Origin of the sequence: Cytobacillus sp. Hm23 (assembly GCF_051842895.1) — a bacterium.
Classification (GTDB): Bacteria; Bacillota; Bacilli; order Bacillales; family SM2101; genus Nanhaiella.
In genome coordinates, this window is the sequence record NZ_JBPXRQ010000064.1 from 1 (window position 1) to 19,351 (window position 19,351).

Here is a 19,351-nt window from a genome sequence, read left to right on the forward strand (position 1 = left end):
CTTTTTACTCATAGTTTTCTCCAATCCGAAGTATTTCTCTAGTTGTGTTTCTCCATTATACAAAAATGTACCCTATAGGGAGACTTTTTTTAAGTGTCTACTCTATAGGGTACATTTTATTAAAAGGACGGTTTTAATTTTTCACAATCATAGAAGTACGTGGTAATTGGATAAATAAGTGTTTTGTTGTTTATAATAAGTGCTGTTTTTCATTAATTGTTGCTTTTTCTAAATACGAGCTAAACAAGTCTGCATCTTTTCTTCTCAAAAGACGGAAAAAAAATAGTTAATACATAAATTACTCAAATATAATTGAAAAAAGCACCGAGTTAGCAAAGCATTTACTATATTCAACATGTTATTTTATCGCCAGCATCGACCATTATGTAATACACTTTAAAAAATACTAGTCAGATAAAATAATGAGAGAATAACACCCCACCTAATTGTTAACCGTGAATTATTGTTCCTTATGACAGACAACCTTATTTACTAATTCTTCTTTATTGACTTTATGTAGCTGATTCAATAATTCAATTTGGAAGCTGCCCACACCATTCAAGCCTTGTTTCTCATAAGCTATTTCTGCAGCAACACCGTAATAGGCCACTGCCGATACCGCTGCTTTAACAACATCCTGTTCTACCGCTGCAAAAGCACCAATCACTGAAGTGAGTAAACAGCCTGTTCCAGTAACTTTTGTTAACATTTGATGACCGTTGTTCACAATATAAGTCGTCTTTCCGTTTGTAATGACATCACTTTGTCCTGTAATGACAACTGTTGTATTCAATTTTAGTGCTGCTTTTTGTGCTAAATCTACTACATCACCAGCACCTTCTCCAGCATCTACGCCTTTTATATTCCATTTTTCATCAATGACGTTTGCAACCTCAGCAGCATTACCACGTACGATTGCTACCTGTACTTCGTTTATAATACGCTTAGCTGTTTCTGTTCGATACGCTGTTGCTCCAGCACCAACTGGGTCAAATACGACTGGCACACCATGTTCATTTGCTGATTTTCCTGCTATAATCATTGCTTCAATCTCAGTTTCGTTTAAGGTACCAATGTTTAAGACGAGTGTACCTGCTATTTTTGCCATATCCGCAACTTCCTGCTTTGCATATGCCATCACTGGCGATGCTCCAACTGCTAACAACCCATTAGCCGTAAAATTAGTAACGACAACATTAGTAATATTATGCACAAGTGGCTGTCGTTCTCTTACTTTATTTAATGCTGAAACAATACTTGCAATTTCCATCATACAAATCCTCCTCTAATATCGTTTAATTGTACCTCACATCTGTAATTGGAAAATATGGATACTGGTTACTTATGATATAAGCAACAGAAATCATCGCAACAAAGTAAATAACAAATGATATATCAAATTTGGAGAACGATATGTGATAGTAATATGTTCTATTTTTCACTTGTGAAAATCTCTTTGCTTCCATCGCTACTGCAATGCGGTGTGCACGACGAATACTTTGTGACAACATCGGAATAGCATAAGAACGAAGTTTTTCATAAAAACCTTTCATCCCACGCTTTGATTCCACTCCCCTAACTTTCATTGCATAGCGTATTGTTTGAAATTCATCGATCATGATTGGGATAAGGCGCAGGCCAGCCATAAAACTATAAGCGTATTTTGGTGAGAGCTTCAATTGCTGCATCAACGAATAAAAAAGGAAAACCGGTCGAGTCGTCAAAGCAAAAGTGATGCCAAGGCAAGCAAAGGTTAATGCTCGAAATCCTATATGAAGCCCACGAAAGAAGCTCTCTTCTGTAATATGAACAAGTCCCCATTTAAACCACGTCGTATCCCCTTTACCGAAGAAAATCATTGACGTTGCTGTTGTAACAAAAATAAATATAAAAGGGATGAAAATAAGCAATACTCTTTTCAATGGATGGCCAGAAAATAGTATAAACAATATTAGTGTAATAATTGTATAATTGATCATAAAGTTAATGTTATGGATTAATAAAACTGACAAAAATAATATCATCATGGTGATCAATTTTAAACTAGGATTAATTTTATGAAGCCAAGTTTCTTTATAGGTAAAATCAAATTGCATGACTTCCCCCCCTATCTGCTGATTGATAATTCTTTCGTTTGTCTTTGGAAAAATTGTTGAGAAGTACCATCAAAAATAAGTTCACCATCATCAACCAGCCAAACCCTAGTCGCAAAGTATTTCGCGATTTCCATGCTATGTGTAACCATTAAAACAATCGTTCCTTGCTTGCGCCAATGCTCGATTAGCTCTAAGATTGCAAATGTATTCTTTGCATCCTGCCCAAAGGTAGGCTCATCTAACAACACAATTTGCTGTTCTTTAACAATTGCAGCAGCTACACTAAGCCTCCGCTTCTGCCCCATTGATAATTGATATGGGTGTTGATCTCTTTGCTCATTCAAACGAAATTCATGTAACAAGGTGGTCACTTTTTCATCTATAGCATGGTCATCCAGCTTATCTAAGTGCAATGAAAAGGCAATTTCATCATAGACTGAATTTGTGACAAATTGAAATTCGGGATTTTGAAAAACAAATGTTAAGTAATCGGTTAATTTACCTATTTCCTTTACTTGTCTTCCTTCAATTGTATAATTACCTGTCGTTTTTATCAGTTGCATAAGTGAGTGAAGTAAGGTACTTTTGCCAGCACCATTCTCACCAACGATCGTAATCCATTCACCCTCAGAAATATTTGCGTTGTTTATATCAATTTTTACATTTTTTCCACGATACCCTTTGAATTGTGAAACGCTAACAAATGATTCTTCCAAAACAGGTACAGTAGGAATTTGCTTTGTTGTTCTGTCAATATAGTCATGCCAGGCATCAGGATACCATATACCTTGGTCAATTAGCTCTTGTTTATATGTAGACAGCACATACTCTTTAGGACCATCTGCCACGATTTCTCCATGTTCATTAAACAAAATAATTCGTTCGATAAAATCTAATACATGGTCAATATTATGTTCAACGACGATAACCGTTTTGTCACGGCTCACATCTTTTATCGTATCCCATATTTGTTTCGTCCCTTTTGGGTCAAGCATAGCCGTCGGCTCATCTAAAAATAAAACTTCAGGTTGAAGGGCCATCACTGAAGCAATCGCTAAGCGTTGCTTCATTCCTCCTGATAACGTTTGTATTGATGTATGGAGGTCATCTACTTCAAGCTTTACCATATTTACATATTCGCGAATTTTTTCGGGCATATCCTTCCGCTTAACCCTCAAATTTTCCAACACAAATGCAATTTCTTCATCAACGAAAGGCATACAAAATTGCGTGTCTGGATCTTGAAAAACATATCCCCAAGATTCCGGTGTAATAATTTCATCAGCTTTAATAGGTACTTCAATCGAATTTGGAATGATTCCTGATAACACTTGCAAAAGCGTAGATTTACCGCATCCCGAAGGGCCTAGAATTAATACTTTTTCCCCTTCATAAAAAGAAGAGGAGACATCTTTAAATAATAAAGATGCACTCCCAGTAAACTTTAAGCGTAAATTTTTCACACTTGTGATTTCTTGCATGTATAACACCTCAACTACTTATCCAACGCATCATAGTCTTCTTTTGATGCAGGACGAACTAAATTTGTAACACCAGTTGCTTCCAAAGCCTTAACGAGATAATATGCAAAAACACCAGCTATTATAATCCCACTGATTACTCGGAATCCAATGAATAATGTTAAATTCCAAGCTGCTAGATCACCAATATACCCTTTGTAATAATCCATCCCTATTGATGCTACTGCTGATGCAGCACCTGCAAGTGAAGCAATTAAGATATCATAGCGTTTATAACGTGCTGCTGCAAATATTAGTTCTGCAGCTAATCCTTGTAACAACCCATATAGCATTACTTCTAATCCGTATTCAGATCCCATGATAAATTCACCCGATGCAGCTGCCATTTCAGCAATAATTGCCACACCAGCTTTACGAATAACCAAAAAGGCAACAGTTGCTGCTATAAACCACATTCCATATGCAAGCTGATCTACTTGTAACCCAAATGCGCCTATCGTTTCATAGAATGTTCCCCATAATTTGTATACGATTCCAAATACGATTGCAATGACTATTGTAACTAAAATATCAGTTAATTTTAAACCTTTGTTCATAGTTATTTCCTCCTATCTTTAATATCAATCAAAAACGCTCTAAGTTGTTTTCCAAAATTACAAGCCAAAAACGAAATTTTTGCGATTGTCATCGTTTTATATTAGATAAGAGACCTCAGCAAGATTTTCCCACCTGTCTAACATGCTTTATTTGGATGTTGACATTGCTGAAACAGGCCAGGTTTCTTGTGTATATGCCATCTCCCAAAACATTAGTTCATATTGACTACTAATGATAAAGTGCTCCTGCATTTTTTCTCTATCAGCTTCTGTTACTTGATCAGCAATGTCATCAAGCAAATCGATGACTTCTTCAACTAATTTGCGGAACCAATCACCACCATATGTTTGAATCCATTGTTGGTATATAGGTTCAGTTGGATTTGCATGAACAAGCTGCTCTCCAATCTCATAATATAACCAGTAGCATGGTAACAAAGCAGCAATCGTGTCGCCTATATGCCCAGTATGTGCTGCACGATACATATGAGAAGTGTATGCATATGCTGTTGGTGCTGGTTTAAAATTAGCTTTTTCTTCTTCGGTGATACCTAGCTGAACCATAAAGTTCTTATGAAGAGATAACTCAGCTTCATTCGTACCGATCGCGTGAGATGCCATTTGGCTCACTATTTTTAGATCAGTTGCTTGTGATGCTGCTAATGTTTGCACTCTTGCAAAATGACTTAAGTAATAAGAATCTTGTAGAACATAATAGCGAAAGCGATCCAATGATAATGTCCCATCTGCAAGCTCTTTCACAAATGGATGATCAAAGCTCTTCTGCCAAATTTGGTCTGCTTCTTCTCTAATTTTTTTGGAAAACTTCATGATAAATTCCACCCTTCTTTTATAACATTCGCTTCACTAAGAGTAAGTCACCCTTATGATACAAAAGATGAAGTGGAAAATTTCTTGACAGCATATTGCCTATCCTTGTCTTTGTTTTCGTATATAACAAAACATGTTTATAATAAATAGTAAAAGTTCATGAATAAATAGCTTTGTTATAAAGTCATTAGAAAACAAAAACCACTCTACAATAGAGTGGAATTAGACGAATTGGAAAGTATTATCCAATATGTTTGTCATCAATCCACTTCCCTACGCTAGCATTAACTAGATCAGGTATAAGGGTTAAGGCAGCAAAGCCCCTCTCAGCAAACGTGATTTGCACCCCTAGTGGTAAGCGATATTTAATTTCACATACAACCTTACTATACTTTTATTATTTCCACAAGCAAAAGATTCCTACATACTTACTTCAATATTTTCCCTTTTATCCAAGATGATATAAATTAATATGACACGGAAGTTTGTTTTTTTATAACTTGATCTAAAGTAATACATATAACTGTACCTACTACTAATCCGTTATTTATAATTGGTCTTAACATAGATGGAAGTTCATTTATTGCTTGTCCAGGAATAAACAATAAACCAATGCCAACCAATAATGAAAACCCGATAATAAAATATTCTCTATCTCCTAATTGTGTAGATTGGTAATCTTTTAAAGCTAAACCAATCATGATAGTAAATGGGTAGAATAAAATTGCATAGCCGACTGGTTCGGGAATCATAGCAGCATATGTAGTAAACATTGGAATGAAACTAAGTAATATAATAAATACATTTCCTAAAATAAATGGTAAGCGATTAATTATTTTGGTCATTGCAATAAATCCCGCTGATCCAGAAATTGGTACACTGCCTATTGCAGAAAAAATACCACTTAACCATTGGATTATCCCCATAACAAAGCTGGCTTTATTGTAGTTTACAGCTTCATAATTTTTTGTATGTTCTTGTAGCTCTTTTTCTACAACATAAATCGAGGCTAGCATATTTGTTAATAATAGTAAGCCTATCATAATGGAAGTAATAATCATACCGCTATTAAATTGTGGCATTCCCCAAGCAAAAATCTGTGGTACTGAAATACCATTTGTAGTTGGCGGAATACTTTTTCCTAGCCGAAGCACAGCAAACAGCAGTGATCCAATGAGTAAACTTAGTAATACAGAATATCTTCGAAGAAATGGGACACGACTTTTTGCCAATAATATCGTGATAATTAAAACACAAACCGCAGGAATAGCAACTGAAAAGTCTACTGAATCTTGTTTATACCCTACTCCAAAAATACCGTTCATAAATGAACCACTTAGTTGTGCAACTAATAATAATAAATAAGTTCCAGTGACAATTGGAGTAAACAGCTTCTTCAAATGATTGATCAATTTAAAAATGGCTAATAAGATAAATAAAACTCCGCTTAGTATCATCCCCATTTCAAGCTGTTGTAAACCCTCATATGTACCAAGATTTCCAGCTTCAACAATACTTGCATAAACGATAAACACACCCCACCATAATCCTGCTGGACCTTCCATAATCGGTAAACGATGACCTAATACTGCTTGTAATAGACCTGAAAGACCTAAAACGAATAAAGTTCTTTGTAGTAATGTAGCGATTTCTGCTTGGGGTAACCCAAAGGAATTTCCAATAACTATAGGAGCCACAACACTTGTTGTAATTATAAAAATCATCCATTGTAATGATGAAAATAATAACCTCATAAAAAACCTCCATCCTATCATATATATTCAATTCAGGAAATTGTTAGTATAATTACTCATATTAACATACATTCAATTTGCCACAATACATGGAATCATCTAAATGTTGATCTATATCATTAAATCTTGATCATGTGCAACATTTCTAACTTCGAAAAGAAATAATAATAACGCTAACCAATTGAGGTTAGCGTTATAAAATATTAAATCGTTTTTTCTATTTCCATAAGTATGATCATATATTTTAGGATGTATTAGCACTAATTGTTGCTTTTCCTAATAAGAGCAAAATACGATTATTCTAACGTTCGGAGATCTTCCTTAGACTATAACAAATAAACTCCAGTTAACGTGAAAAAAATGGACAGTATGAAGAGGCTTATGAAGCCTCAAAAATTGTAAAAATAGAAAAGATACTTCGAACGCTAGGTTTAAACGTGCTTACATATTAGAACGAAAAGCATGCGAAAACAGTCTCACGAACAGAGCCTATATTTAAGGTGTCTTATCTTTATTTACCTTTGCTCCATACGCTGTTACATATATAAGTGGAATGATTATTTGAGCAAAAGGTTCTGGTTTGCTAAATAAGGCAGAGAGGAATCCGAAATTACTGCTATCATGGTTCGGCTTTTGTTCATAGTTATTCACACCATTAGACGTAAACAGTGGAGTAAGCAAATATAGATTTCTCGCATTAGTATTTTCAATGATACCCTCAAAAATCTTTCCATACTTCGTTACAACCTTTACTTCCTCGTTTAATAGTTCATTCGCAAAAACAGCAGCTTCCGTTTTATTTACAGGATGATACCATTTTTCTTCTACGATGGTCTGGTTTATATTATTTGTCACATTACACCATCACCTTAATTTTTTACAATTATCTTATGCATACAAGATCAAAAGTTACTTGACATAAGGAGAAAAAGAAAATATAGTAAATGTTAATTTAATAAGGCTCTTTTCGAAAATATTGTTGTTATTGTCACCAAATAAGCATAATAAGGGTATAACACGTTTGACATCGATTTTCAAAAGAAAAAATGTCAAAGTGTTTATCACTTAATACAAAAGCAACAATTAATGTGAAAACAGTTTTTATATTGTAAACGTTGATAAGGACTAGTAAAACGTTATGTGCTTTTTTAGAGAGGAAATTAATCGCTGGGAAATTTCTAAAGTACTCGTTTGAACCTGCCTTTGAGTACTGTATCGAGTGATTATATTCATGAAGGTACAAGCGGATTGTAACCGTTATCAAATACAAGGGTGTTTACTACACATGGTAAACAAACTAGGGTGGTACCGCCGATAACCTCGGTCCCTTTTTTTGGGATTAGAGGTTTTTTATTTTGGTGTTTTTATCTCATCAATTGTAGGTTATCAATTCGGTACAGCTAACTTTCACAGCGGCTTGCTATTCTAATTTAATTACAGTATAACAAAATTAATGAAATAAGCTGATAAGGCATTTTAGGAAGGTGGAGAATAATGGGTAAAGAAAAAAAATTTGTTGAAGAAATAACATCAATGGATGAAGATTTTGCACAATGGTACACAGATATTGTTAAAAAAGCTGATTTAATCGATTACTCATCTGTACGAGGCTCAATGATTATTCGTCCATATGGCTATGCTATTTGGGAAAATATTCGGCATATTTTAGATTCAAAAATAAAGGAAACAGGTCATGAAAATGTGTACATGCCATTATTTATACCAGAAAAGCTACTGCAAAAGGAAAAAGATCACATTGAAGGGTTTGCACCTGAAGTAGCATGGGTTACTCATGGAGGTTCTGAAGAATTAGCTGAAAAGCTATGTGTCCGACCAACATCAGAAGTATTGTTCTGTGAGCATTATGCAAATATCATACACTCATACCGTGACCTACCTAAATTGTATAATCAGTGGAGTAACGTCGTTCGTTGGGAAAAAACTACGAGGCCTTTTCTCAGATCACTTGAATTCCTTTGGCAAGAAGGTCACACTGCTCATGCAACAGATGAAGAGGCACATGAAGAAACTCGAAAAATGCTTGATGTATATACTGAAGTATGTGAGCAATTCCTTGCTATACCAGTCATTAAAGGTCAAAAAACAGAAAAAGAAAAATTTGCTGGGGCTAAATTCACGTATACAATAGAAAGTCTTATGCATGATGGCAAGGCGCTGCAAACTGGAACATCTCATCATCTTGGTGACAGCTTTGCAAAAGCATTTGGCATTCAATATACAGATCAAAGTGGAGAATTACAATACGTCCACCAAACATCATGGGGAATAACTACGCGTTTAATTGGTGCCCTTATCATGGTCCATGGTGATGACAGAGGGCTAGTGTTACCACCTAATATTGCGCCAACACAAGTGATGATTGTACCTATTGCACAGCATAAGGAAGGTGTATTAGATAAGGCTTATGAACTGAAGAAAACTCTTTCCTCTGACATTCGAGTTGATATTGATGCCAGCGATAAAAAGCCAGGTTGGAAATTTAATGAACACGAAATGAAAGGGATACCTCTACGCCTTGAGATAGGCCCTAAGGATATTGAGAACAAACAAGTTGTTCTTGCAAGAAGAGATACGGGAGAAAAAGAAAAGGTACCGATGGAGAACTTAGCTACTGCTATTTCAGAGAAATTAATACAAATACAAGATCATTTATATAATAGGGCACTCTTAAATCGTCAATCTAAAACAACAACTGTAGAAAACATGGTGCAATTTGAAAACTTTTTTAGTACCAACAATGGATTTGTTAAGGCCATGTGGTGTGGTAAGCAATCCTGTGAAGAAAAAATTAAAGAACACACTGGTGCAACTTCTAGATGTATCCCATTTGAACAAGAAAAGATTTCAGCAACCTGTGTATGTTGTAATAACGAGGCTAGCCAAATGGTCTATTGGGCAAAGGCCTATTAACAATTTTAGGTGCTGGAAATGATCTTCCAGCACCTATTAAGTCTTATTTTTTATCGAGCGGTTGGAAATACTCTTCTAACTGTTTCGTTAAAATCTGTAAAAAATCCTTCTACTGGTTCACCTCTATTTATCCTGTTACCATAATCGGTCATACGATTAATGAAATCAGGATTTGTTGACACATAAACATTATCAATATTTTTATCTTGAGCTCTAACCTTATCGGCTATGCGGCTTTCCAACTTTTTCGTTGTAGTCCCTGTTGTATTGTCATTTAATGTTGCTGCTACATAAGCATTATTGTTAGTAACAATAACATTGGCTCTTCTTACCTCTTTCATTGCTGTGATACGATCTGCTGCATCTTGTGCAACTTCCATACGTGTTTCATTTGCAGTATTTGTACGATTGTTTGCATTATTAACACGCATTCTATCGTAAGTCACATTACGATTAGCAAGATTTCCTTCATATGCTATATTACGCCTAACTGCGCGGTTTTCATTATAAGTGACATTTCGTAAAGTGTTATTATCCCTAACATCTATTGCTTCTTCATTAGGTGCAGTATTACAAGCAAATAATAAAGGAACCGATAGCATCGCTACCGAAAATAGCTTCAGCTGTTTCAATAATATCAACTCCTTGAGAGTAAAATAAACTTACACCCTTAGAGTAGGCAAAATCAACTGCTCACATGCCTGACAGTTATTGTTAAACAAATCGTACACTTATTGTTGTTGTAAATTAGCCACCTCTTCATCAATTTGGTTAACATCAATACGTTCAAACAAGGCTGTTACATGATCAAGTTTACATTGTTGTATTTCCGTATAAGCCCATGAAATATGATCTAATTGCAACATTTCTGCAATTTTCTTACATGAAAACGGCAAAAATGGTTGTAACAGCACTGATAAGTTTGTGATGATCTGTATACATGTAAAGAGGGTCTGTTCACAATTTTTCTTATCTTCTTTAATTTGAATCCAAGGTTTTTGTTCGTCAAAGTACTTATTGCTTTGTCGTATAAACAAGAATATATCTTCAATTGCTCTTTTAAAATGACCTTGCTCGATACATTGTCCTATATGTTGGTATAAATTTTGCAGTTCACTCTTAATTGTTGCGTCAATATAACCTTCTGGCACATTTCCATCAAAGTACTTTTCGATAAACTTGAAGCTTCTATTAACAAAGTTTCCAAATGCTCCTAGCAATTCACTATTATGACTATATATAAATTCTCGCCATGAAAAATCAGTATCTCTATTTTCTGGTGCATTAATGAGTAAATAATATCTGATTGAATCTGGATCATACCGCTCAAGTAAATCCGGTATCCAAACCGCCCAGTTTTTGCTCGTTGAAATTTTTCTTTTTTCAAGCGTCATATACTCACTTGAAAAAATATAATCTGGTAAACTTTTCTCTCCTAGACCTAATAATATTGCCGGCCAGATAATTGAATGAAACGGTATGTTATCCTTACCATGTACATAATATGTGGATGTTCCTTCATTCCAAAATCTTCGCCAATCCACATTGTTTTGTTTTCCCCATTGCATACTCGCAGACAAATAGCCTGTTACTGCTTCTATCCAAACGTATATTTTCTTTTCATCATATCCTTTTAACGGTACAGGTACACCAATTGGTAAATCTCTAGTTGCTGCGCGATCTCTCAGTCCTTCTAACAGATATCTCTCAGTTAATTGAACCGCATTTTCTCGCCAAGTTCCTTTGTGCTTTATAGGAGTAAAAAATTCTTCAATTTGCTGTTGAATTGTCGATAATGCGAAATAAAAATGTTCAGTTGACCTAATTGTCGGTGAACTACCACAAAGCTTACATCTCTTTGCTCTTAATTCTATCGGTTCAAAAATGGCTGAACAAATCTCACATTGATCTCCTCTAGCATCACTTCCACAATTTGGACATTTCCCTTCAACATATCTATCCGGTAAAAATTGTTCATCTATTTCACAATACACTTGTTCTTCAGACTTTGTGTACAATAAACCTTCTGCTAAAAGCTTTAGAAAAACTTGTTGAACAACTTCATGATGCTGCTGTTGATCAGTTCTAGTGTACATATCATATGAAAATCCTAGCTTGGAAAAGCAATCGACAAACTCCTTATGATACCTATTAGTAATCCTAGTCGGAGTAACCTTTTCATGTTTTGCTCTTATTGAGATAGGTGTTCCGTTACAATCACTTCCTGATACGTATAATACTTCAGTTCCTTTCAAACGGAAATATCTCGCTAATACATCTCCAGGTAACAATCCTGCAATATGTCCTACATGTAATGAACCATTAGCATAAGGCCATGCCCCACCAATAAAAATACTCATAAACAAACCTCCTACTATCACGTTATTTTCACATCTAGTTTTTTACACATTCGTTAAGCACATCAATTTTTGTTATACAACTGTAAATTAGGTGGGGAAGGGAATTCCTAAATTGACATACCCTTACGAAAAGAGGCGAATCAATTCAGTGAAAAATAAAAACCCTCGCCCTAAAGACAATTTTGTCTAAGGACGAGGGAAAAATCTCGTGGTACCACCTTAATTCACTAATAATAACCTTTGATTATTAGCCTCAAACAGTACGGAGCAACAAGCAATACTCTTATACCTTGACATTGATAACAGGTGTCAAATCCCGTCACATCCTACTAAATGGAAATTTAAAGCCTCCATCGTTCAGTGTAAAGCTCAGAGACCATTGTTCAAGCAATCTTTTCTTACTTCTTTTCAGCTACCGAAGCTCTCTGTTAAGAAAAAAATGCCCTACTTTTTCTCTTCATTGCCTTTAACTTACAATTTCAATCTTCCTTGTATAATATTACAAATGAGCAGTAAAGTAAACACGTTCCTTTATATTACTTTATATCAAATTGATTTCTTATTATTTGCACTTTGTTATCCGTTTCGGTTAAATAATTGATAATTTTTTTATTATCATCATTTAAATGATCAATTGTTGCAGACATTTGTTGTAAACTAGCTGACGTTTGTTCAAGAAGTGCAGAAAACTCCTCTATTGAATTCTCATCATTTACTGTTTTTAATTGAACATTTTCTGATACTCCTGTAAGTTTTTCCATCCTGTTAGATAGTTCAACCAATGAGTGATAAATTTCGTTAAAGTAAGAAGTACTACTATTCGTTGTCATCAAACTCGTCGTTAATTTATCACTACTTTCCATGAGTTTTTCCTGAACTAAGCTGTTGCTGTCATTTATTTGTTTTAAATTATTTTCAATCTGTACGGTTGTTTGCTCAGTAACTTCAGCAAGCTTGCGGATTTCTTCAGCAACAATCGAAAAACCTCTCCCAGCATCTCCAGCTCTTGCCGCCTCAATAGATGCATTTAATGCGAGTAAATTAGTTTGCGAAGTGATTGATTTAATCGTATCAGTCAAACTATTTGAGTCATTAATTTTTTCGGTTAGTATTAGAAAAGTGTCATTCATCTCACGTACACTATTATGCAAATTATTCATTTCATGTGCTAATTCATTCATCTTATCAGTTCCTTCTTGTGCAACCGATTGAGCATTTTCAGAATCGTTCTTCACAATTTCTGATGTTTCATGAACTTCTGTGATGAGTGATCTAGTTTGCCTTAAATGATTAGCAATATCGAGTATATGATTTGTCTGTTTTTGACTACTAACAGATACTTCACCAATAGCAGTACTCATTTCATTTTGCGAAATAAGATTTTGATTTAATTGTTCATAAGTTCTTTCTATATTATCAATCACTTCCTTTATGCTTTCCTGTAAAGTTGTCTTTTGTTTTGTTGATTTTCGTGCTTGAGCTTCGGTTGATTCAATGTGTGCATGCAAATTTCGATACTGCCTTTCACTCAAAGTTGTGAGTACTAACAGTAACACCCCTATTAGTATATACGTCAAGAATAGCGCTGCTGATGAATCTGAATAAAATGTCATGTCGCTAGGCTCGAAATATATTATGCCGATCAAAACAATAAAACCTAGTGTGTATCCAACTACAAATAACCTCTTTTGTAATTGTATTGCTGAAAATACAGCTGTGTAAAAAGCAATGAGCAGTATGGTAATTGTTGACTTACTAATTGGCAATATAATGATAGGTGGAATAAAACATAAAATAACTGCTATGTACGCATAAATTATTTCATTTTTAAACTTTTTATAGACGAGAAAAGTAATCGTGTTTAACATGATCGTACTAATATATAAAATAACTTTTACATTCCCACCGTCATTAACTAAAGCATTCAATAAGCCAGCTATGAGAGTAATTGAAAACGTCAAAAACATTAACAAATTTTTCGTTCTTACATCCTTAACCTTTAATGCTTCAACCTTTCCCATATCAATCTCCCCCCTTTTTTATGCTGTTTCTTTTCGACTGTTGTTTTTCGCACTAATCTTCAACTTCATTTGCTTTAACATGATAGCTTCCAACATAATATAAAAATAACAGATACTTTGTCGAAAACATTATTTACTTACTAGTAAGTAAATGATTAAGAAATAATTATTCGAATAAGTTAATTATACATGATTCTTTTCTGAAGATTCATTCTAATTTTCATTATTTTTATTTTTTGTATTACCATGGTAAAAATGTATTAAACTACGATTAAATAACAGGACTTCATCACTTTCAGAATGATTAACAATTAAATATGTTGCTGCTTTTGGCATAGAAAAATTTTGTATTTCGACCTCTAACAACCGCCCTTCTAACGTTTCACGAATAATCGTTGACCTAGGCAGAAAAGATATGCCTAGCCCCTCTTCAATAAATCGCTTCGTTACATTTACTTGAGTGACTTCCATTCTACGCATTTTAGCAAACCTGTCTCTAAGTTGATGAAGAAGTCCCTCCCAATAATCTGGATGATTATGTGTGAAAATTAAATAATTATTTAGAATCTCTTCTATATCAAATGGTATGCCTGCGTCAAAATCCCATCCATCATGAGGAATAACTAATACAACAGGATCATCAATAATTTTTGTTATTTGTAAAGATGAGTCTACAACGTATTTGCGAGATAAACCAATATCAACCTCCCTATTTTTCACAGCAGTAACTATGTCCTCTGATTCCATGACCTTTACAGCAATTTCTATTTCTCTATGTTTTTTAATAAACACTCTAAGTAAATTAGGAAGAATAGAAGCTGCTATTAATGGCGAGGAAGCAATCGTTAATTTGCGATTATAGCCCTGTCGCCAGCTTTCAAGTTCATCTATGCCAATTTCTAAACTTTGTACTACATTTTTCGCATATGGTAAAAACTTTATACCTGTTGAAGTAAGTTCAATATTTCTTCCTTTTTTACTAAAAAGAGTAACACCAAGAAACCTTTCTAGGTTTTGAATATGGAAAGTTACAGTTGGTTGTGCCATAAATAATTTTTCTGAAGTAATACGAAAATTTTGATACTTTGCAGCAACAATAAATGTTTGAAGCCAACGAATATCCATAAAGTCCTCCTTTAATTAAATTTCCTTATTAATATACTTTATATTATTTAATATTCGTAATTAAAGCAACGTTATAAACTATTAGTATATTATGATTACCTAGGAGGAATGTATGTTGACAATGAACAAAGGGTTAGAAGGTGTTATCGTAGCAAATTCTGAAATTAGTTTTATTGACGGACAACAGGGGAAACTGATCTACCGAGGCTATCATGCACAAGAGTTGGCGGAAAATCATTCTTATGAAGAAATTGTTTATTTGCTTCTGTATGGAGAGCTACCAACAAATGATCAGTCAATACAACTACAAAATCAATTGACTGCATATCGTAACATACCAGAGGATGTAAAGAACATTATCGATAAATTACCAGTTGAAATGGATATGATGAGTGTATTACGTACTGCTATTTCTTGTTTAGGTGGACAATTAACTAATTGGCCTCCAGCTAAAAATAACGCAATTAGAGTTATTGCTCTGACTCCAACAATTATTGCTTACCGCTATCATCGTTTGACAAATACTGATTACGTTGAACCTAATGAAACTTTAGATCATGTCTCTAATTATTTATACATGTTAACAGGCGTCATACCAAAGCAGGCACATGCAAAAGCATTATCAGCATACTTTATCCTCACAGCTGAACATGGAATGAATGCATCAACTTTTTCAGCACGAACGATCACATCAACACAATCTGACCTTATCTCAGCAATAGTTGGGGCAATAGGTGCGATGAAAGGACCACTACATGGCGGTGCACCTACAGATGTAGTTGACATGCTTAATGAAATTAACTCAAAACAATACGCTAACAGCTGGATAACTGAGCAACTTGAACAAGGAAGAAAAATTATGGGGTTTGGACATAGAGTATATAAAACTCATGACCCTCGTGCATTTGCCCTAAGAAACATTGTTCAGCAACTAGTGGAGGACGATGACTGGTTTGACTTAGCGATTCATGTCGAAGAGGAGGCAATTGCTTTACTTGAAAAATATAAGCCTGGACGTAAGTTATATACGAATGTCGAATTTTATGCAGCAGCTGTCCTAAGGGCTGTCAAAATGCCAGTAAACCTTTATACATCAACATTTACAGCAAGTAGAATGGCAGGTTGGACGGCACATATATTAGAACAAGCTTCAAACAATAGAATCATTCGTCCAAAAGCTCAATATATTGGGCAAATTCCTAGTTAAGAAAAGCAAAGCTGACCAATGTCACCAATTCCTACATTCTATGGGTAGCGGTGACATTGGCAATCCAACTCAATCACATTATAAAATTCCTACGATGGCTCCACCTAAGGCTGCTAATATTACGACAAGCCATGCCGGAACTTTCCAATAAACGAGTAATGTAAATGCTGCTATTGCAAGTGCAAAATCCACGGGTGTAGCTATAGCACTAGTAAAAATTGGATCGTAAAGAGCAGCTAATAAAATTCCTAATACACCTGCATTTACTCCCATTAACACAGACTGTATATAAGGATACTTACGAATCATGTCCCAGAATGGTAATGTTCCAATAATAAGTAAAAATGATGGCAAAAATATCGCAATTGTAGCTATTGTAGCACCTTTCCACCCATTAATAATTGCACCTAAATACCCTGAAAAAGTAAATAATGGACCAGGTACTGCCTGCGCTGCTCCATATCCAGCTAAAAAGGTTTCCTTAGTAATCCAACCGCTAGGAACAACTTCTCTTTCTAACATTGGTAAAACAACATGACCACCACCAAAAACGAGTGATCCTACGCGATAAAACGTATCGAATATGGCAAGCGATTGACTTGCTGATAGTTGTCTAAGAATAGGAAGCCCTATTAATAAACCAAAGAATAAGACCCAAGCAAAAACACCAATTTTGCGATTAATCCCAACTTTTAACTCTTTCATAGGAGAGTTTTGTTTGTTTTTATAAAGGATTAATCCGACCAAACCTGCAATTAATATTAATGCTAGTTGACTTATGGCTGTCGGCAAAATGAGTATAAATATAGCGCTCAATATTGCTATAGTTATTCTAGGTCGGTCTGGAGCTAGCTTTTTCCCCATGTTCATGATGGCCTGCGCAACAACTGCCACCGCCACAATCTTCAGCCCATGTATCCAACCTGCACCACCTAAGTCAAAGCTTTGATATAAATAAGCAAACAGAACGAGGGCAATAACAGATGGGAGTGTAAATCCTAACCATGAGATCACTCCACCTAGCAAGCCACCTCGAATCATCCCAATCGCAATCCCTACCTGACTACTCGCTGGACCAGGAAGAAACTGACAAAGAGCAACTAAATTAGCATAGCTATGATCATCCAGCCATTTTCTTTTTTTAACGTATTCATTTTGGAAAAACCCCAAATGGGCTACAGGTCCTCCAAACGAGGTGAATCCTAATAAAGATGAAATTTTGAAAATTTCTCGTAACCTCTTCCCTTTAGATGGTTCATTGTTAAGACTATTCATAAATGTGCAACCTCCAAAAAGATGTATGTATTAAAGTTAGAATAAGTTCCTCATATTAAATTGTTAGATTTAAATTGTTGTTTTTCGTACAGCACGATATGACTAGAGTTTTGTGGGATCTGCTCTCCTAAAACTTATTTAGAGTAATTTAGTAAAGGCTGTTTTCGCATTGTTATTTTTCGTACTAAGATATATACATATACACAACTAGCGTTTATAGCATTTTTTCTTTGCTAAAACGATATCAAAATGTTACTGACCAAATTTCGTAGCAATAGCAACAAAATTTACGTAAAGAGCCTTAGTAAAGGTAGGAACATAGTATATTAAAAGCTTGTTACGCTTTGATTATTGTTTTTCTTATTAGGAAATAAGCACGTAAACAACTAGAGTTCGTGGCAACTTTTCTTCTGTAAAAACGATGACCAACATATAAAGCCATTTCTTTTTGCACCAACTTGTTATAATAACAACAAATTTGCCGAAAAGAACCTTTTTAAAAAAAACTATCTAAACATATTATAGACTTACTTATATTAAGCTGTAGTTAAAAAAATGTAAAGATTAATCTGCTTGTCATATATCATCCTCACAAATTTAACATATAATACATATCTTTGTTATTGTCTGTTTTCTAGCTAATTAACGATGTGAACGTAAAAAAAGGTTAATGGAATATTGTGTTAAAATATAAATAATAGATATTTTTCAAATTACAATAGTGATCTATTAAAGGGGAAATATACAAATGAAACAAGTTTTTGCATTTGAAAAAGAGGATAAAGTTAAAGATATTAAAGATAATGCTCATTATTTATTTAATGCTCTAAAAAGTTATCGCAAAATATTAGAAGATAAATACTCATTATCTCAGGTGCCAAAAGGTGTAGTATGGACATCTGAAGTCCTTGTTACTAGTTTTTTCTCAAATATACCGATACCAGCATTCACCAAGAAAGATGTAATATATATGACTCCAGATATAGACGAATGGAAGAAATTATTTATCCAACAGTTAGAAGACAAAGACCTTCCACACATTCATAGGTTCTATAACAATCTCTCAATTGAACATATATTGGTAATTCTAGCACATGAACTTACACATCATTCTGATTTGTTTCTTGGAGATTTTGATGATGACCGTGAAGACGACTATTGGTTTGAAGAAGGAATGTGCTTCTACATACCAAGAAAGCATTTATTAAGCGAAAAAGACTTTCAAGAAGTATCTCAAGTTGAAAATGAGTTAGTCAACGCATTTAGTGAGAAATACGGTGGACATTCTATCGAGGATTTTGGATATAATTCATATGAAGGCAGTTTGGCTAGTATAATGTTTGATTATTGGAGAAGCAATTTACTAGTAAAGAATCTAGTAGAAGAAAGAGCACATGGAGATATACAACATATTTTTACCCTGTATCGCAATTGGAATTTTGATGGTAGAAAAATACCTTTAAGAGAATATTTCCTTAAGCAATTATAATCAACTTTTTTTATACATAATTAACGTATTATTAGTTAAACGAAAGGAAAAAAGGATGACACTGAATGAACTGCTCCCTGTCTAGTAGACAGCGGAAATAATAAAAAGTCACTTAAGCGGCTTTAGCTCTATATTCCATAGGGCTAAGGCCATTTAATCGTTTTTGGTACCTATCGTAATTATAA

At 34.4% G+C, this 19,351-nt stretch carries 15 protein-coding genes, 1 riboswitch and 2 other annotated features; of the genes, 3 read left to right on the plus strand and 12 right to left on the minus strand.

All coding sequences use genetic code 11. From position 1 onward, the window contains the following. Positions 1 to 460 precede the first annotated feature (460 nt). The 7 genes from thiM to ACSVDA_RS23345 all read right to left on the minus strand — a co-directional run bounded on the left by thiM (position 461) and on the right by ACSVDA_RS23345 (position 7,613). Positions 461 to 1,270: a hydroxyethylthiazole kinase gene (gene thiM, locus ACSVDA_RS23315; RefSeq protein WP_485886599.1), complete on the minus strand. Its 810-nt coding sequence runs from the start codon at positions 1,268 to 1,270 to the stop codon at positions 461 to 463. A gap of 25 nt (positions 1,271 to 1,295) precedes the next feature. Further along, positions 1,296 to 2,096, minus strand: coding sequence for an energy-coupling factor transporter transmembrane component T family protein (locus tag ACSVDA_RS23320; protein ID WP_485886601.1), 801 nt, complete (start codon positions 2,094 to 2,096; stop codon positions 1,296 to 1,298). A gap of 11 nt (positions 2,097 to 2,107) precedes the next feature. Further along, on the minus strand, positions 2,108 to 3,577 hold the full coding sequence (locus ACSVDA_RS23325) for an ABC transporter ATP-binding protein (RefSeq protein ID WP_214483477.1): 1,470 nt from the start codon (positions 3,575 to 3,577) through the stop codon (positions 2,108 to 2,110). A gap of 14 nt (positions 3,578 to 3,591) precedes the next feature. Beyond that, the gene (locus ACSVDA_RS23330; protein ID WP_320210475.1) at positions 3,592 to 4,173 is read right to left on the minus strand and encodes an ECF transporter S component; all 582 of its coding nucleotides are present in this window, start codon (positions 4,171 to 4,173) and stop codon (positions 3,592 to 3,594) included. Between the two features lie 147 nt (positions 4,174 to 4,320). After that, positions 4,321 to 5,004 (minus strand): thiaminase II, encoded by a 684-nt coding sequence (gene tenA, locus ACSVDA_RS23335; protein WP_485886604.1) that lies wholly within the window; start codon positions 5,002 to 5,004, stop codon positions 4,321 to 4,323. A gap of 253 nt (positions 5,005 to 5,257) precedes the next feature. Continuing rightward, positions 5,258 to 5,364, minus strand: a riboswitch (TPP riboswitch). A 107-nt stretch (positions 5,365 to 5,471) separates the two neighbouring features. Further along, positions 5,472 to 6,758 (minus strand): purine/pyrimidine permease, encoded by a 1,287-nt coding sequence (locus tag ACSVDA_RS23340; RefSeq protein WP_485886606.1) that lies wholly within the window; start codon positions 6,756 to 6,758, stop codon positions 5,472 to 5,474. Positions 6,759 to 7,253: 495 nt separating this feature from the next. Beyond that, positions 7,254 to 7,613: a hypothetical protein gene (locus ACSVDA_RS23345; protein WP_485886608.1), complete on the minus strand. Its 360-nt coding sequence runs from the start codon at positions 7,611 to 7,613 to the stop codon at positions 7,254 to 7,256. A gap of 251 nt (positions 7,614 to 7,864) precedes the next feature. Next, positions 7,865 to 8,090, plus strand: a binding site (T-box leader). A 162-nt stretch (positions 8,091 to 8,252) separates the two neighbouring features. Between ACSVDA_RS23345 and proS the strand changes: the two genes are divergently transcribed. Then, positions 8,253 to 9,689, plus strand: a complete 1,437-nt coding sequence (gene proS, locus ACSVDA_RS23350; RefSeq protein ID WP_485886610.1) for a proline--tRNA ligase — start codon at positions 8,253 to 8,255, stop codon at positions 9,687 to 9,689. Between the two features lie 50 nt (positions 9,690 to 9,739). Here proS and ACSVDA_RS23355 read toward each other — a convergent pair whose 3' ends face one another. The 4 genes from ACSVDA_RS23355 to ACSVDA_RS23370 form a co-directional block, all read right to left on the minus strand. Then, entirely contained in the window at positions 9,740 to 10,321 is a 582-nt protein-coding gene (locus tag ACSVDA_RS23355) for a YhcN/YlaJ family sporulation lipoprotein (RefSeq protein WP_485886612.1), read from the minus strand. A 99-nt stretch (positions 10,322 to 10,420) separates the two neighbouring features. Continuing rightward, positions 10,421 to 12,049: a methionine--tRNA ligase gene (gene metG, locus ACSVDA_RS23360; protein ID WP_485886614.1), complete on the minus strand. Its 1,629-nt coding sequence runs from the start codon at positions 12,047 to 12,049 to the stop codon at positions 10,421 to 10,423. A 185-nt stretch (positions 12,050 to 12,234) separates the two neighbouring features. Next, positions 12,235 to 12,519, minus strand: a binding site (T-box leader). Positions 12,520 to 12,585: 66 nt separating this feature from the next. After that, entirely contained in the window at positions 12,586 to 14,070 is a 1,485-nt protein-coding gene (locus tag ACSVDA_RS23365) for a methyl-accepting chemotaxis protein (RefSeq protein ID WP_485886615.1), read from the minus strand. A 213-nt stretch (positions 14,071 to 14,283) separates the two neighbouring features. Next, positions 14,284 to 15,195 carry a LysR family transcriptional regulator gene (locus ACSVDA_RS23370; RefSeq protein ID WP_485886617.1) on the minus strand — a complete coding sequence of 304 codons (912 nt, stop codon included), beginning with the start codon at positions 15,193 to 15,195 and terminating at the stop codon, positions 14,284 to 14,286. Positions 15,196 to 15,307: 112 nt separating this feature from the next. Between ACSVDA_RS23370 and ACSVDA_RS23375 the strand changes: the two genes are divergently transcribed. Continuing rightward, positions 15,308 to 16,402, plus strand: a complete 1,095-nt coding sequence (locus ACSVDA_RS23375) for a citrate/2-methylcitrate synthase (protein ID WP_485886618.1) — start codon at positions 15,308 to 15,310, stop codon at positions 16,400 to 16,402. A 78-nt stretch (positions 16,403 to 16,480) separates the two neighbouring features. Here the strand turns inward: ACSVDA_RS23375 and ACSVDA_RS23380 are convergent, their stop codons facing one another. After that, complete coding sequence (locus tag ACSVDA_RS23380) at positions 16,481 to 17,677, minus strand: chromate transporter (RefSeq protein ID WP_485886620.1); 1,197 nt, start codon at positions 17,675 to 17,677, stop codon at positions 16,481 to 16,483. A 748-nt stretch (positions 17,678 to 18,425) separates the two neighbouring features. Here ACSVDA_RS23380 and ACSVDA_RS23385 point away from each other — a divergent pair. Further along, positions 18,426 to 19,166 carry a hypothetical protein gene (locus ACSVDA_RS23385; protein WP_485886622.1) on the plus strand — a complete coding sequence of 247 codons (741 nt, stop codon included), beginning with the start codon at positions 18,426 to 18,428 and terminating at the stop codon, positions 19,164 to 19,166. Positions 19,167 to 19,351 lie beyond the last annotated feature (185 nt).